The organism is Novosphingobium sp. (assembly GCF_036820275.1).
Lineage (GTDB): Bacteria > Pseudomonadota > Alphaproteobacteria > Sphingomonadales > Sphingomonadaceae > Novosphingobium.
Map to the genome: position 1 here is coordinate 1 of NZ_DAISLT010000053.1, position 14,726 is coordinate 14,726.

A 14,726-nucleotide genomic window follows, 5' to 3' on the forward strand; every position below is an offset into this window, starting at 1 on the left:
CAGACGATCCACTTAGCCGTCGCCGATCCCTGTTCAGACCAACCCGGCCACCTCTCAACTTCACAGTCGAAGTTCATTTCGCGACGATGCGCCGTTCTGAACTGGAATCTGAAGACCCACTTAGGAAAATCCGCCGGCCGCAAGAGACCGGCGGACTTCCCCCAATCGAAAGCGTGATTACGGCATCAGCACCATATCAACGACGTGATTGACGCCTTTCGACTGCACGACATTGGGAACCGTGATCTTCGATGTGCTGCCCTTGGCATCGGTAAGGTACCACGCCCCGACTTTCTCCCAAGCGGTCAGGTTTTTACCTTCGACCGTGGTCAGCATAGCCTTGCTGCCGTGCATCTTGGCCTTGGCTGCAATGTCCCTAGCGGTCAGCCGGCCAGGGACGACATGGTACGTGAGCACCTTGGTAAGTGTCGCCTTGTTTTCCGGCATCAGCAACGTGTCATCTCCACCACCTGAGCTTCAGCGAATGGTCCGGCGTGTTCGGCGATGCCAAGATGGCCACCGCGCTGCTCGATCGGCTAACCCACCACTGCCGCATCTTGGAAACTGGAAACGATAACTTCCGCTTCCGCGCCAGCACCGCTCCACCCAATGCCAGAAGGGAGAAGCCAACATCTTGAACCCGCCGTTCAACGGCAGCACATAAACCACACCAAACCGGGTCAGGTCTCCCTGGAAACCTCGGATCACTTCTCAGTGACAATTAACAAATTACACTCAAAATTCGATTCCGTCAGTATGGATTACTTCAAGAGCCCACAGGCGAAAATTAAAATAATTTAAACCATTAGTTTAAATTCATGTGATCGCAAGATAGAAAAGTCCTGTTCACAATAGGCACTCGTGACTTAAGATGACATCTACTCCTCCGTTCCGGAGATCTGCGCTTATGCCGGTTATGGCCATGAGCCTTAACGAGCTTTCGCAATAAGACACATTGCGGCGAGTGACGCGCCGCAGGCTCTCAGACCTCCATATGCACTGCAAGACAATGCTATCGGAAGGAAATTCTGGAACACGACCTCGATTACGGTCCAGTCCGTTCGATGAGAGGGGCAGGCCATTCCGATCTTTTGGCACGCTTCAGCGTGAACTTGCCGATCGGTGAAATCACGCCTCCCGGACCGAGCCTTTCGGTGGTCTCCGTCCAGACATCTCCATGAACCACGCCGGTATAGCGCAATCCCTGGTTATCGTCGCCGAGTTGCCAAACGTAGCCATCCTGAGTCACGTTGAAGGTAAAATCACCATACAAGCCACCAGCATGCGCCTGTATCGCGTAACTCTGCCGAGCCGTATTATACACGATGAAATTGACCCCATGCAGGTGGATCTTCCCATTCCCGTCCCGTGTCCGGACCTCGATCAGCTGCATCACTCCGTCCAGCATTTTGCCTGATTGTATTGCGACAGCGAGCGGTACTTTGGTTTCGCCTTCAAGCAACCAGCCCGTGCCTTCCCAAAGGCCTTCAAGATCGTCCAGACGCGCCATGGCCGTCTGCTGACGTTCCACCATTTCCGCCGGGCTCGGCCCTTCAGCACAAACTCCCGAGATCGGCAATGCAAAGACCATTGCGAAGGCTAACGCGATTCCGGGTGCGAGACGTCGCCTACTCATTTCTTTCTCCCCGCTTGCAGACGGCCCATGCCGTCATTCACTGGCCACGAATTGCACATTATCGAGACTTGGGCGGATACGCGTTCAATCTGAACCGTCGCGCTTCAATGCCGCGATCGCTGCCGCTGACAGCGGGCGGATGCGGATGTCGGTAAACAGGACTTCCGCCCATTCGAACTCCAGGGCGATCCGTCCGTTCGTGAGCGGCGCCCCGTCAGGCTTCGCGAGCTTAAACAGGGTGTTCACGATACGACCGTTCACAAGGTGCGCCGACTGATCTTCGAAAGCTATGAGATCGACGGTGTTCCAATCATCGATCCGTTCGAAGTTGCCATGCCCCGGATGCCATTGTCGGCGATAGGAACCGGCCTGTACCGGCTCCTCATAGACTTGGGGAAACGCCGCAATCCAGTTGGGCCACATCGGTGTGCCGCCAAGGGACGGACCTTGCAGTGCCTTGGTGTCAATCGCAATGGCATCGCCAAGGTCTCCCTCCTCCAGTTGGAATTCGACGCAAGGGGGGAACAGGCGGTTCTCTGCGTGGCCCATATGATAGAGAATGCCACTGTTCCGTCGCTGCAGCTTACGCGGCGACCAACGCTTCTCACCGAAGCGAAAACGCAGCTGAAGGTGGTAGTTCTCCCATTCCCGTAAGGTAGAGAGGTGGCCCGGAGGCGCGTCGTCATGTTCGTACTGCGGCCCCAGAAACCGAAGCATGCCGTCTTCGATATCGACCACTTTCCGCAAATCGACATCGCCCACCCCTTCCTGATGGAAGCGCCAACCATCCAGCGTTCTGCCGTCGAACAAGGACAGCCACCCGCTTGCGCTCGATGTTGCCTGCGCCGCGCGGTAGGGCCATGCGGCCATGGCGGCGGCGGCAAGCGCGTCACGAAGCATTGTTCGCCTATCCACGCGCACGCTCTCCCCTATCAGCCTGTCGTGAGGCGCATCCGTGGGAAGATGCGCCCCATTTCCAGTTCAGAGCATGTCCCATCCGGTGGAATCACCTGATGACCCTGAAAATGCAGTAAACCGGAAAACCTGGAGCAGTTGATCCGATGCACTCGGATCAACTGCTCCGACGTGGATCAGAATTTCACCGTTCCTTGCACGCCATACGTACGAGGCGCGCCGAAGATGAAATTATAGACGTTCACGCCATTGCCCGTGAACGAGGCATAGTTGACAGGGCGCTCGTCCTCGATGTTCCGGACATAAGCCTGGATGGTGTAGCGACCACCGGGCGCCTTCCATTCCAGGTTGAAATCGGTCTGCGTAAACGCATCCTGGCGATCCGCCGCCCAGTTGAACGGGGTCAGGTAGTATTCCGTCTTGAAGCGCGAGAACACGCTTGCCACCAGCTGGCTCTCACCGATGTGGAACGTGTGGTCATAGCCCAAAGCAATGGTCCACTTCGGCGCCTGCGGCGGCTTGTTGCCGGAAAGATCGACACTGACGGGCGCGCCCAATGCCGGCGCCACGCCGGGGAAGCGGGTGAATTCGGCATTGAGGTAATTCACCGTGGCGTGGAAGCGATCGTCGTCGGAAAGCAGCACAGTGCCGTCCGCCTCGATGCCCCAGATGCGCGACGACCCGGCATTCAGGGTCTGGGCACCGGTAGCTGTATCCAGCAGCACCTGAATTTGCTGATCCTTGTAGCCATAGTAGAAACCGGCGAGGTTGAGTTCGATCGTGCCGTTCGCGAAGCGGTTCTTCGAACCGACCTCATAGGCGGTCAATGTTTCGGGATCGTAGGCGCTGACGTTGTCGAAACCGCCGCCCTTGTAGCCGGTCGAAACCTTGGCATAGAGCAGATTGTCCGGTGCCACCTTGTAGTCGATGCCGAGCGACCAGGTCACCTTATCCGACTTCTGGCGCGGGAACGTGGTCGTCGCTCCCGGCGCACCGAATGCCGGCGGGGTCGGGCCGGAATTGAACTGGAAGCCGTAGTTGTCATAGCGCGCCCACTTCTTATCGGACGTGTAGCGGATACCGCCGGTAACGCTCAGGACATCGGGAACGAACCAGTACGTCGCCTGCGCATACCCCGCCTTGGACTCGGAATTGACGTAAGGACGGTAGAAGTAGTTGAGGAAGCTACCGTTCGCTCCGGCACGGGGCAGGAACAGGCCTCGGTTCAGTTCCTGACGTTCCTTGTAGTAGAAGCCGCCGACCTGCCAGACGAACTTGCCCTCATCTCCGCCGGCGAGCCGCAGTTCATGGCTCTGGGTCGTGGAGTCCATCTTCGAGTTGTAGTACGTGAACGCCTGGCTCGGCGAGATGAAGCCCGTCAACGGCTGCCGCGAGGAGACGTCCACGTCCCGGAAACCGCCGATGTAGCTCAGCGTTGCGAAGTCGAGATCGAGGTCGATGCGGCCCCGCACCGCGTATTGCTTGGTGCGGAAGAAGCCGAGATCGTCCAGCGGATAGTAATCGGAGTCGAGGCTCGGACGGAAGTTCGACGGGATCTGCGCACCGCCCGGCAAGGTGACCACGCCTTGCGTCGTGCCCGTGACCGGAATGCCGAACTGCGAAGGTGCCGACTGATTGACGTCGACATACTCACCGGCAAGGTACAGCGTCAGCCGATCCGTAGGTTCCGCCAGGACGCTGGCGCGGATCGCATCGGTGTTCTGGGTATCGCCGTGACCGGCAGGGCCGTTGTTGGTGTAACCGTCGTGATCCTGGTGCAGGCCGGAGACGCGCACCGCAACATTCTGGCCGAGCGGGATGTTGATGCCCGCCTGTGCGGTCTTGGCGTCGTAGTTGCCGTATCCGGCAGTGACGAAGCCCGAGAACTCGCCAAGCTTGGGCTTGGCGGCAATGATGTTCAGCGCGCCCGCCGTGGAATTGCGTCCGTAGAGCGTGCCTTGCGGGCCGCGCAGCACTTCCACGCGCTCGAGGTCGAACAGTGCGGCGTTCAGTGCCACCGGGCGGTTGATGTATTCGCCGTCGATATTGATCGTCAGCGCGCCGTCCGCCGTCTCGGAGATATCCGCGCTTGCGACGCCGCGGATGCTGAGCTTGGTGAACAGCGTGTCCGTGCTGATGTTGAGATCAGGCGCGACACGGGTCAGGCCGTTGACGTCTCCCACACCGGCCTGCGTAAGCTGCTCACCGTCGAAGGCGCGCATGGCGATGGGCGTATCCTGGATGCTGGTTGCGCGCTTCTGGGCAGTGACGACGATTTCGCCGATCCCGGTGTTGCCTGTCTCGAAAGGCTGCTCCTGGGCAAATGCCGGAGCAGCTGCAACCACCATGGCGGTTCCTGCCATGAGACCGCGAATCACGGAATTCATCAAAAAATTCTCCCTCCCCAGCGGCCGCCCTCGTGGCGATCTACAATAAAACTAGGAATACTAATTCTATTTACTGTCGTTTTGATCTGCGTCAACCCGGAACGGCGAACGCGGCATTGCGAGCGCCAGAAGCGCCACGCAGAGCAGTCCCCCCACAACACCCATGGCGGCCCAGCCCATGGCGGCAACGGAAGAGCCGGCGCTTTCCTCGTGGGCGAAGAACAGAGTGCCGATCAGCGCCGCGCCCACGGCTCCGCCGATCTGCTGAGTCGACTTAAAGGCTCCGCTCGCCATGCCTGCAAAGGCGCGGTCCACCCTGGCCAGCGCCAGGGGCGTCAGTGGCCCCGACACCATCCCCATCCCCAGCCCCGCGAGCAGGAGACAGGCAAGCATGGCAGCGATATGCCGTGGTCCGGTCCCCAGCGAGAGCGTCAGCACGAGCACCGCCCCCGCCATCACCAGCGCGCCGACAATCACCACATACTTCCCGAAACGCGGCAGAAACCGCCGACCAAGTGCGGCGATGCCCACCATGACACCGCCTGCGAAAGGAATATGCAGCAAGGCTGCCTGAAACGCAGAGAAGCCAAGCCCCTTCTGCAGCGTCAGCATCAGCGGCATGAAGAAACCCCCTGTCGCGGTCGCGAAGAACAGCGCCGCCAGAAGCCCGAGGCTGTAACCGCGATTGCGGAAGAGTTCCGGCGCCATCAGGGCTTCGCCAGTTCGCTTCTGGCGCGACTTCTGTTGCAGCAAGAAAAGGCCGCCCGCGGGGAAAGCCAGTGCCATCGCCGCGAAGCTCCAGAGCGGCCAGCCCCGTTCTCGCCCGTCGATGATCGGTATGAGGAAAAGCAGCAGGACGATCGCCAGCAGGCTTATGCCAGCCAAGTCCAGTCTGGGACCCTTGGCAGGTCGTTCGCGCGGCAGATAGCACCAACCCGCGACCAGTCCGATCGCGCCGAGCGGAAGATTCACCAGGAAGATCGTCCGCCAGCCCAGCCCGAACAGGTCGGCCTTGATGAGGATGCCACCCGCGATCGGCCCGGCAATCGCCGCCAGTCCACCCAAAACGCCGAAGAACGCCAGCCTGCCGATGCGCTCGGTGGGGGAATAGAGAATCTGCACCAGCGCCATGACCTGCGGCGCCATCAGGGCCGCCGCGCAGCCTTGCAGGACGCGAGCCGCGACAAGCTCCTCGGCGTTCCCGGCCAACCCGCATCCGGCCGACGCCAGCGTGAAACAAGCCACCCCGATCAGGAACATGCGACGATGCCCGTGAATGTCCCCGAGCCTTCCGCCCGTGACCAGCAGAACCGCAAAGCTCAGGAAATATCCCGCCACCGACCACTGCATTGCACCGCTGCCAAGATGCATGTCCGTCTGGATATCCGGAATCGCAACCGTGACGATCGTCGAATCCATGACATCGAGCACGAAGGCGATCAGCACCGTAAGGAAGGCCCGATGGCGCGCAGAATCCGAAATCCGCGCGGCTTCGCTGTATTTTGACGACATCCTGCTTGCTTGCCCCATTGACCCGATCTTATCGACGGAGTAGCCATTATCACAATTATAGTTCTAGTTTCAATGTTGGGAGAGGCGAAGCGTGGAACGTGGACCCGTAGAAATAGCCCGGAACGCCGGGCCCCCTCAAGGGATCACGCTGGTTTTGGCAGGTTTCCTGCCGATTCTCGCAATCGTTACGCTGACGACGGCGGTCCCATCCATCGTACAGCATTTCAAGGATGTGCCAAACGTCGGACTGAAGGTTCCGCTGCTGGTTTCGTCACCCGGATTGACGATCGGCCTGCTGGCGCTTTTTGCCGGTGTTCTGGTGGACAAGTTCGGTCGCCGCCCGCTCATGGTCGGGGCGACATTGCTCTATGGCTTTGCCGGGGCCGCGCCATTCTTCCTGGAAGACATCAATGCGATCATCGGCTCGCGCCTCGTGCTGGGCATTGCCGAGGCGGCGATCCTGACGATCGTCAACACCCTGATCGCCGATTACTGGGACGACAAGGGCCGCCGCAAGTGGCTGACGATTCAGGGCATTGCCGGGCCTGTACTGGCCACGAGCGTCATCACCGCTTCGGGCTACCTGACGGAATTCCGCTGGAATGGGGTGTTCCTGGTCTACCTGATCGCGCTGCCGCTGTTCGTGGCGATGTATCTGTTCATCTACGAGCCCGCCCGCAGCGGCCATGACGTAAGGCAGCAAGAGCCGGTCGGCGCCTTCCCCTGGGCTACGGTGCTTTCGATCGGTGCGCTCACCTTGTTCACCTCCTGCCTCTACTATGTCTGGATCATCCAGGGTGGCCTCGCCTTCAACGAGCTGGGCGCGGTGCCTCCCGCCGAGCTTGGCCGCATCTTCGGCATGGCCAGCCTTTCCGTACCGATCGGCGCGCTGCTGTTCGGCTACCTGTCCGGCCGCATATCGATGGCAGCGCAGCTGACTATCCTGTTCGCCATGCTCGGCGCCGGCCTTGCCGGCATCGGCGCTGCGCCCGGCAAGACGGGCATGATCACCGCGCTGGTGCTGCAACAGGCCGCCGCCGGCATGGCCGTGCCGACGCTGATCTCGATGGCCCAGAGCAAGCTGCCGTTCGAGCATCGCGGCCGCGGCATGGGCATGTGGGCCTCCGCCTTCTTCCTCGGCCAGTTCGTCAGCCCGTTCTTCGTCAATTTCGCGCGTAATGCCACCGGATCGGTGCGCGGCGCCTTCGTCTGCGCAGGCGTCGTCGGTCTGATCGCCGCCGTCGTCGCGCTGGCCAATTTCCTGCGCAGCCGCGCCGCCCCGGCGGCGGTCGCGGCCTGATTTCGTTTTCCTTCAAGGAGCGTACGTTGCCCCATCAGATCAAGAGAGGCGTAAGCCTCTACAGCTTTCAGGAAGAACTTTTCCTGGGCCAGATGACCATCGTGGACTGTTTCGCCTTCGCCGCATCGATCGGCGCCACCGGTGTCGAGGTCCTGCCAGAGCAGAACATGCCGGGCTTCCCGCACATTTCCGACGCCGATGTCGCCTGGTGGAAGGACACTGCCGCGAAGCACGGTGTCGAGCTGACCTGCTACGACATGTTCCTGGACACCAAAGTCCGCAAGGACCGCCCGATGACCGACGAGGAGCAGGTCGAATCCATCGTGCGCGATCTCAGGCTCTGCAACCGCCTGGGCATTCGCAACATGCGCATTCTGGTCTTCGTTCGTCCCGACATCCTGGAAAAGTGCGTGCCTTACGCCGAGGAACTCGACGTCCATATGGGTGTCGAAGTCCATGCGCCCTGGCACATGGAACATGCCTGGATTTTGCGCACCGTCGAAGTCGCCGACCGGCTCGGCACCGGACACCTGGGACTGCTGCCCGACATGGGCATCTTCAACAAGCACTACCCGCCCGTCTGGCGCGACCGCTTCATCCGCCAGGGTGCCCGGCCCGAAGTGGCGGATTTCATCGTGCAGCAGCACGAGGAAAAGATCATGGCGGAATACACCATCTACGAAGTCGCCGTGAAGATGCAGGGCAACAAGGCGGAGATCGGCATGGCCGAAATGCTGCGCCATACGCCCTACTCCAATCCGAAGCGGATCAAGGATTACATTCCCTACTTTCGCCATATCCAGGCCAAGTTCTACGAAGTCGACGAAAATCTTGTCGATCCCTCGATCGCCTATGGCGAAGTCATTCCGGCGCTGCTCGAAGGCGGCTGGAAAGGCTACCTGTCCAGCGAATATGAAGGAAACCGCTGGATTCAGGACGTGCAGCCGGTCGATAGCCGCGAGCAGGTCCGCCGCCAGCACCTGATGTTCGAACGCCTGCTCACCCAGGCCGAGGGAGCCAACTGATGTTCGACAAGTATCTGATCGTGGACGATTCGCTGCGCAACCTGCCCGACGGCAGCGGCTTCGCATTCGAGGCGCGGCTTGGCTATTATCGCGGACTTGGTCTTTCCATGGTCGAGGAACTGGCCGTGACCATCGACGGCGAGGACATCGATCGGGCTGCCGTCCGCTTCCATGACGGCGACGATGCGCTGACCATGGACGACATGGAAACCGCATACGATCGCCGCTGGGAATTCGGCGCCAAGGCCACGATCAGCGTCGTGCGCCCCGGCGGCCTTGCCCAGGGCGAGCATACGCTGGACCTGCGCGAGAAGCTGCGCATCTCGTATCTGCCCTTCCCGTCCTTCAATTCGGACAGCAAGACCCTGTCGGTACGCTGACCGCCCCACGGGATTGACGATCAAAAAAGGGGCTGCGCGGTTGACCGCGCAGCCCCTTTTCCTTTGTCCTTCCAGTTCGGTGCGACGTCAGAGCCGCCCTTCCTTGAGCATCGAGACCGCCGCGTCGCAAGCGCGGGCCGTCAGCGCCAGATATGTAAGCGAAGGGTTCTGACAGGCCGACGAACTCATCTGCGCCCCATCCGTGACGAAGAGATTGGCCGCGTCGTGCGCCTGGTTCCAGCGATTGAGCACCGACGTCTGCGGGTCCCAGCCCATGCGCGCACCGCCCATCTCGTGGATCGCCGTGCCGCCATGGTTCGGGCGATCGAAGCCCATGATGACCTTCCCGCCAGCGTGGGTCAGCATCGCCGCCGCCTCCTTCTTGGCATCGGCCAGCGCGGCATGTTCTTCCGCGCCGTGCTCGAAGGCGATTTCGAGCTGCGGCACACCGCGCGGATCGAGCTTCTTGCTCAAGGTCAGACGATTGCTGGCACGCGGCATGGAATCGGCGAAGGCGACCAGCACCATCGACCATGGACCGACCTGATGCAGCTTGTCCTTGTACTCCGCACCGATGCCGCCCATGCGCTTGCCCTGGGTCCAGGTGCTCTGCATTGCGCCGCCCTGATAGGAATAGCCGCGCGTAAAGCCATCGCCGTCCAGCGTCTCCATGTTCTTGAAGCGCGGGATGACCACGCCGGTCGGACGGTTCCCGAACGTCGTGCGATCCTCGAAGCCGGGCATGATCGCCTTGGCGGCCAGCGTGCTGGCATGATCCATGATGTGGGTGCCGAGCACGCCGCTGGAGTTGGCAAGGCCGTTCGGCATCGCCTCGCTGCGCGAATTCAACAGGACGTGGACCGAGTTGAACGACCCGGCGTTCAGGAACACGATGCGCGAATGCGCGCGCTTGTGCTCACCGGTCTTGGTATCGATCCAGTGGACCGCCGTGACCCGCCGGGTCGCCGGATCGTAGCTCAGCCGGTGCACCTGGGCATCGGTCACCACCGTCAACCTGCCGGTCTTCTGCGCGGCCGGCAGAGAGGCTGATTGGGTGGAGAAATACGCACCGTAGGAGCACCCGCGCGCGCAGATGCTGCGATACTGGCAATGCGCCCGCCCCTGTTCGGGCCGTGCCTCGGTCAAATTGGCCGTGCGGCCGATGGTAAGCACACGCTCAGGATACTTGGCGCGAATACGCTCGCGCACCGCCTGCTCGACGACATTCAGCTCCATGGGCGGCAGGAAATGCCCGTCCGGAAGCTGGGCCAGCCCCTCCCGCGCGCCGGAGACGCCTACGAACTCCTCGACCCTGTCGTACCACGGCGCCAGCTCCGCATAGCGGATCGGCCAGTCGGTACCGACGCCATCGCGCTTGTTGGCGCCGAAGTCATAGTCCGACCAGCGATAGCACTGGCGCCCCCAGGTCAGGGATCTGCCGCCCAGCTGGTAAGACCGGAACCAGTCGAAATCCTTGCCGGGCGCCTTCTGATACGGCTGCTCGGCATCGTTGACGAAATGGTTCTGGGTGAACTCGGTGAAATGCCGGTTCAGCATCTGCACGGCGTAATCGCGTTCGTACAGCGCGGTATCCCCTTCACCGCGAAATTCCATTTCCCAAGGAGACTTGGTTTCGGTCTCGTAGTCGACCTGGTGCTCGATTTTGCGCCCGCGCTCGATCATCAGCACTTTCAGGCCGGCTTCGGTCAATTCCTTGGCGGCAAAGCCGCCGGTAATACCCGAGCCGACGACGATCGCGTCGAATTGTCCTTCGTTGTCCGTCATCAGCCGAAATCCACCGCCGTCCAGTCGCTTGAGAAAGCCCGCATTTCGGGCGTGAGCGGAATGTTCCATTCCCATTTCCCGGGCACCAATTCGTAACGCAGCTCCTGCGAGGCACCTGCCTCGCTGGTGTAGTAGCCGGTCAGGATCAGTCCCTTGATCACGTTCCAGGGCGAGAAAGGCGCTTCCTTCGCAAAGGCCGCTTCATCCAGCGCCGCCAGTATTTCCGCCTGCCGTTCACGCGGATGCCGCAGGAAATCGCCGCTCGCCGAGCGATCGAGGGCATTCTCCAGCCAGGCAAGATAGCGCAGCGACCCATTGCGCCTCCGGAACGGCGCCAATGCCGCCGTCACATTCGCGGCCGCCATCGGCGCCCTTGTCTCGTTCAGTCCATGCGCCAGTGCCAGGATGACGAAATCGCCCGCCCCCACGTCGGCCGCCCCCGGCGTATCGGTACGGGGAATGACGAGATCGGCGACTCTGGTCATCAACCGCCGTTGACGGTCGGTCGGCGCATCCTGCGCGTCGAGATCGGTCAGCTTGATCGCGGCAGCGGGAACGCCAAGCGCCAAAGCCAAGAGCGACGCCGCGCCGACGAATTCGCGCCGGTTCCATCCTTGTCCGGCGGCGCTCACTGGCCGATCCCCATCAGACGCGCATTCAAGGCACGGTCGCTCCCGCTTCCTGCGAAATCGTCGAAAGCCCGCTCGGTCACCCTGATGATGTGGTCTGCGATGAACGGCGCGCCCTCGGCGGCTCCCGCCTCGGGATGCTTGAGCGCGCATTCCCACTCCAGCACGGCCCAGCCCTCGAAATCGTACTGCGCCATCTTCGAGAAAACCTGCCCGAAATCGACTTGGCCGTCGCCCAGCGAACGGAACCGCCCCGGCCTTTCGACCCATCCCTGATAGCCACCATAGACGCCGATCCGTCCGTTCGGTCGGAATTCGGCATCCTTCACATGGAAGCACTTCACGCGCTCGTGATAAATGTCGAGGAACGCCAGGTAATCGAGCTGTTGCAGAACGAAGTGGCTGGGATCGTAAAGGATGTTGGCGCGCGGGTGATGATCCACGCGGTCCAGGAACATCTCGAACGTCGCGCCGTCATGGAGGTCTTCGCCCGGATGGAGTTCGAAGCCGATATCGACGCCGTTCTCGTCGAACACGTCGAGGATCGGCTTCCAGCGCCGGGCAAGTTCGTCGAAAGCATCCTCTACAAGACCTGCGGGTCGCTGTGGCCAGGGATAAACATAAGGCCAGGCCAACGCGCCCGAGAAGCTTGCATGAGCCTTGAGGCCCAACCGGCGGCTGGCGCGGGCAGCCAGCTTCATCTGGTCGACCGCCCATTCCTGGCGCGCCCGGGGATTGCCGCGCACATGCGGTGCGGCGAAGCCGTCGAACTGCGCATCGTAAGCCGGGTGAACCGCCACGAGCTGCCCTTGCAGATGGGTCGACAGCTCCGTGATCATCAGGCCCTTGTCGCCCAGCATTCCGGAAAGCGCATCGCAATAATCCTGGCTCTCTGCCGCCTTCTTCAGATCGAACAGGCGAGCATCGTTGCTGGGCAATTGAATGCCCCGATAGCCCAGACCGGCGGCCCAGTCCGCGATGGTTTCGAGCGAGTTGAAAGGCGCCTCGTTCCCGGCGAACTGCGCGAGGAAAATGGCAGGGCCTTTGATGGTCTTCATGTCTAGCGTTCCTCCCAGCCGAATCTGCTATTTCGGGAAATCGATCCAGCCACAATTTTCAGCGCTGGCCCGGACAGCCAGATCGATCAGCCGCATGCCGCGCACCCCCTCCTCGATGCCCGGTGCGAGCGAACCCGGTTCTCCGCGCAATTGCCGCGCGAAATCGCGGTAGATGTTGGCAAAGGCTTCCAGATACCCTTCGGGATGGCCCCCAGGCGTCCGGCTTGCGAGCGCCGCCTCGGTTCCCAGCGCTGCGTCACCCGCCTGGATCAGCTCGGTGCGACCGCCGATATGGTGGAGCACCAGGACGTTCGGGCACTCCTGCTTCCAGTCCAGCCCACCCACATCACCGTAGATACGGATGCGCAGACCATTGCGTTCACCGACGCTGATCTGGCTCGCCAGCAGGGCGCCCCGCGCGCCGTTTTCGAAGCGGAGAAGTATCTGGCAATCGTCATCGAGCAACCGGCCCGGCACCACCGTGCCGAGATCGGCCATAATGCGCGTCACCCGCAGCCCGGTAACGAACTCCGCGAGATGGAAGGCATGAACGCCGATATCAGCAATACAGCCGCCCGCACCTGCCCGAGACGGATCGACGCGCCATTCCGCCTGCTTGCCCGAAGCCTCTCCGGCAAGCCACCCTTGCGGATACTCGACCACGACCTTGCGCACCGCGCCGATCGCCCCGGCGGCGACCCGTGCACGCGCTTCGCGGGCCAGGGGATAGCCTGAATAGGTATAGGTCAAAGCGAACGGCAGCCCGGCATCGCGTACCAGACCGGCCATCTCCTCGGCTTCGGCAAGAGTGGCGGTGGCGGGCTTGTCGCAAATGACAGGAATGCCCACAGCCAGCGCCGCGCGCACGGCGGGGAGATGGTGGAAATTCGGTGTCGTCACTGCGACGAAGTCGATGCCGTCGCTCCGCGCGGCCTCCTCTCGCAGCATCGTTTCGAGGTCTGGATAGGCGCGTGCGCCATCGATCCGGTAGCTGTCTCCGGCGACTCTCGATCGCGCGGGGTCGCTGCTGAAGGCGCCGGCAACAAGCTCGATCTCACGATCCAGTTCGGCGGCGATGCGGTGGACTGGCCCGATGAACGAACCCGGACCGCCGCCTACCATGCCCATGCGCAGGCGGGTCATGTCGCATTACCCGCGACGCGGCGCAACCGATCGAGAGCTAATTCATTAGATGTCGCGACCGCACATACAGGGCCGCGGCCCCGCCTCGTTCGCGTAATTACCGTTTCTGTCATCCCGATACCCAATATCGTCCACGAGTTCGGATTTCTCACTCGTTAGAATAATCATTCTTATATTGATATTGGCAGGTATCGGGTGAACAGGCCTCTGTCAATCGTCAGTCGCCGTCGATGGGAATCGTATCTGTCGCTCATCCGGCTCCGGCCCGCAGGAACGCCGGGCACATGATTGCGAGATCTTCCTTCAGCTCCTCCCAATTGCCCTGGTTGGCGGCTTCCGGCGAAGATCCCAAGCCGAGATAACGGGCCAGCGTGCAGTAGATCATCCGAAATGCGTTCTCCACCAAGCGCTGGTGATCCGGCCTACCGAATTCGGAAGCATAGGCGAGCAGCTCACGATGCACCTCGTTGCTCAGTTCCTCCGCGGAGCCGCGCCCCAGTGCCGACATCGACTCGTCGTGAATCGCACGAAACATGATCGGCCGCAGTACCGGGCTATATTCCTTCAGCAACTCGGCATAAGCCTCGACGAAGTACCGGGCATAATCGTCCAGACTGCCCGATCGCCCGCTGACCGAAACCAGCATTCGCTGCTGATCGTCATTGATACGGCCCAGAACCCGGCCATGCACCGCGCGAATCAGGTCGTCCTTGCTGTCAAATCGCAGGTAGATCGAACCGATCGACACTTTGCCGGTTTTCGCCACTTCGGTCAGCGTGAACTCGTCGTCCCCGCGCTTGATCATCAGCTTTTCCGCCGCCACGAGCATCCGCTCATAGGAGGCGCGGCTGCGCCCCTGCTGAGGAACCCGGCTCGCCTCGACATTTTCAGGCGCTTCCGGTTTTGCGGAGGAAGCCGAACGGGAAATAGAATCTCGCTTCGACTTCTCGGTTGAC

General features: G+C 61.5%; 12 protein-coding genes and 2 pseudogenes. 4 read left to right on the forward strand and 10 right to left on the reverse strand.

Annotated elements, in window-relative coordinates; genetic code table 11:
- Nucleotides 1–177 precede the first annotated feature (177 nt).
- Nucleotides 178–468 (reverse strand): annotated as a pseudogene (locus V7066_RS25890) (fasciclin domain-containing protein); the annotation flags it as partial.
- Here V7066_RS25890 and V7066_RS25895 point away from each other — a divergent pair.
- A pseudogene (locus tag V7066_RS25895) lies at nt 468–638 on the forward strand (ATP-binding protein); the annotation flags it as partial. The pseudogenes V7066_RS25890 and V7066_RS25895 sit on opposite strands and share 1 nt — an antisense overlap.
- A 407-nt stretch (nt 639–1,045) precedes the next feature.
- On the opposite strand, the gene V7066_RS25900 reads toward V7066_RS25895, so the two are convergent.
- The 4 genes from V7066_RS25900 to V7066_RS25915 form a co-directional block, all read right to left on the reverse strand.
- Complete coding sequence (locus tag V7066_RS25900) at nt 1,046–1,636, reverse strand: hypothetical protein (protein WP_334185808.1); 591 nt, start codon at nt 1,634–1,636, stop codon at nt 1,046–1,048.
- Nucleotides 1,637–1,720: 84 nt separating this feature from the next.
- Nucleotides 1,721–2,536: a 3-keto-disaccharide hydrolase gene (locus tag V7066_RS25905; RefSeq protein WP_334185809.1), complete on the reverse strand. Its 816-nt coding sequence runs from the start codon at nt 2,534–2,536 to the stop codon at nt 1,721–1,723.
- Nucleotides 2,537–2,727: 191 nt separating this feature from the next.
- Nucleotides 2,728–4,938, reverse strand: coding sequence for a TonB-dependent receptor (locus V7066_RS25910; RefSeq protein ID WP_334185810.1), 2,211 nt, complete (start codon nt 4,936–4,938; stop codon nt 2,728–2,730).
- 66 nt (nt 4,939–5,004) lie between these two features.
- Nucleotides 5,005–6,384: an MFS transporter gene (locus V7066_RS25915; RefSeq protein WP_334185811.1), complete on the reverse strand. Its 1,380-nt coding sequence runs from the start codon at nt 6,382–6,384 to the stop codon at nt 5,005–5,007.
- 157 nt (nt 6,385–6,541) lie between these two features.
- Here V7066_RS25915 and V7066_RS25920 point away from each other — a divergent pair, with 157 nt between their 5' ends.
- From V7066_RS25920 to V7066_RS25930, 3 genes are read left to right on the forward strand one after another with little or no spacing between them, the layout of a single operon-like run.
- Nucleotides 6,542–7,750 carry an MFS transporter gene (locus V7066_RS25920; protein WP_334185812.1) on the forward strand — a complete coding sequence of 403 codons (1,209 nt, stop codon included), beginning with the start codon at nt 6,542–6,544 and terminating at the stop codon, nt 7,748–7,750.
- 26 nt (nt 7,751–7,776) lie between these two features.
- Entirely contained in the window at nt 7,777–8,775 is a 999-nt protein-coding gene (locus V7066_RS25925; protein WP_334185813.1) for a sugar phosphate isomerase/epimerase family protein, read from the forward strand.
- Nucleotides 8,775–9,155: a C-glycoside deglycosidase beta subunit domain-containing protein gene (locus V7066_RS25930; protein WP_334185814.1), complete on the forward strand. Its 381-nt coding sequence runs from the start codon at nt 8,775–8,777 to the stop codon at nt 9,153–9,155. The genes V7066_RS25925 and V7066_RS25930 overlap by 1 nt, the downstream gene beginning before the upstream one ends.
- Nucleotides 9,156–9,242: 87 nt before the next feature.
- On the opposite strand, the gene V7066_RS25935 is transcribed toward V7066_RS25930, so the two are convergent.
- The 5 genes from V7066_RS25935 to V7066_RS25955 form a co-directional block, all read right to left on the reverse strand.
- The gene (locus V7066_RS25935) at nt 9,243–10,940 is read right to left on the reverse strand and encodes a GMC family oxidoreductase (RefSeq protein WP_334185815.1); all 1,698 of its coding nucleotides are present in this window, start codon (nt 10,938–10,940) and stop codon (nt 9,243–9,245) included.
- Complete coding sequence (locus tag V7066_RS25940) at nt 10,940–11,572, reverse strand: gluconate 2-dehydrogenase subunit 3 family protein (RefSeq protein ID WP_334185816.1); 633 nt, start codon at nt 11,570–11,572, stop codon at nt 10,940–10,942. The genes V7066_RS25935 and V7066_RS25940 overlap by 1 nt, the downstream gene beginning before the upstream one ends.
- The gene (locus V7066_RS25945; protein ID WP_334185817.1) at nt 11,569–12,627 is read right to left on the reverse strand and encodes a sugar phosphate isomerase/epimerase family protein; all 1,059 of its coding nucleotides are present in this window, start codon (nt 12,625–12,627) and stop codon (nt 11,569–11,571) included. Before V7066_RS25945 ends, V7066_RS25940 begins: the two co-directional genes overlap by 4 nt.
- A 27-nt stretch (nt 12,628–12,654) precedes the next feature.
- Complete coding sequence (locus V7066_RS25950; RefSeq protein WP_334185818.1) at nt 12,655–13,770, reverse strand: Gfo/Idh/MocA family protein; 1,116 nt, start codon at nt 13,768–13,770, stop codon at nt 12,655–12,657.
- A gap of 250 nt (nt 13,771–14,020) precedes the next feature.
- Nucleotides 14,021–14,599 carry a TetR/AcrR family transcriptional regulator gene (locus V7066_RS25955; RefSeq protein ID WP_334185841.1) on the reverse strand — a complete coding sequence of 193 codons (579 nt, stop codon included), beginning with the start codon at nt 14,597–14,599 and terminating at the stop codon, nt 14,021–14,023.
- Nucleotides 14,600–14,726 lie beyond the last annotated feature (127 nt).

Bases quoted from the DNA above. Each gene is read 5' to 3' on its own strand.
- V7066_RS25900 (WP_334185808.1), bottom strand. From the start codon at position 1,636: ATGAGTAGGCGACGTCTCGCACCCGGAATCGCGTTAGCCTTCGCAATG.
- V7066_RS25905 (WP_334185809.1), bottom strand. From the start codon at position 2,536: ATGCTTCGTGACGCGCTTGCCGCCGCCGCCATGGCCGCATGGCCCTAC.
- V7066_RS25910 (WP_334185810.1), bottom strand. From the start codon at position 4,938: ATGAATTCCGTGATTCGCGGTCTCATGGCAGGAACCGCCATGGTGGTT.
- V7066_RS25930 (WP_334185814.1), top strand. From the start codon at position 8,775: ATGTTCGACAAGTATCTGATCGTGGACGATTCGCTGCGCAACCTGCCC.
- V7066_RS25935 (WP_334185815.1), bottom strand. From the start codon at position 10,940: ATGACGGACAACGAAGGACAATTCGACGCGATCGTCGTCGGCTCGGGT.
- V7066_RS25945 (WP_334185817.1), bottom strand. From the start codon at position 12,627: ATGAAGACCATCAAAGGCCCTGCCATTTTCCTCGCGCAGTTCGCCGGG.
- V7066_RS25950 (WP_334185818.1), bottom strand. From the start codon at position 13,770: ATGACCCGCCTGCGCATGGGCATGGTAGGCGGCGGTCCGGGTTCGTTC.
- V7066_RS25955 (WP_334185841.1), bottom strand. From the start codon at position 14,599: ATGCTCGTGGCGGCGGAAAAGCTGATGATCAAGCGCGGGGACGACGAG.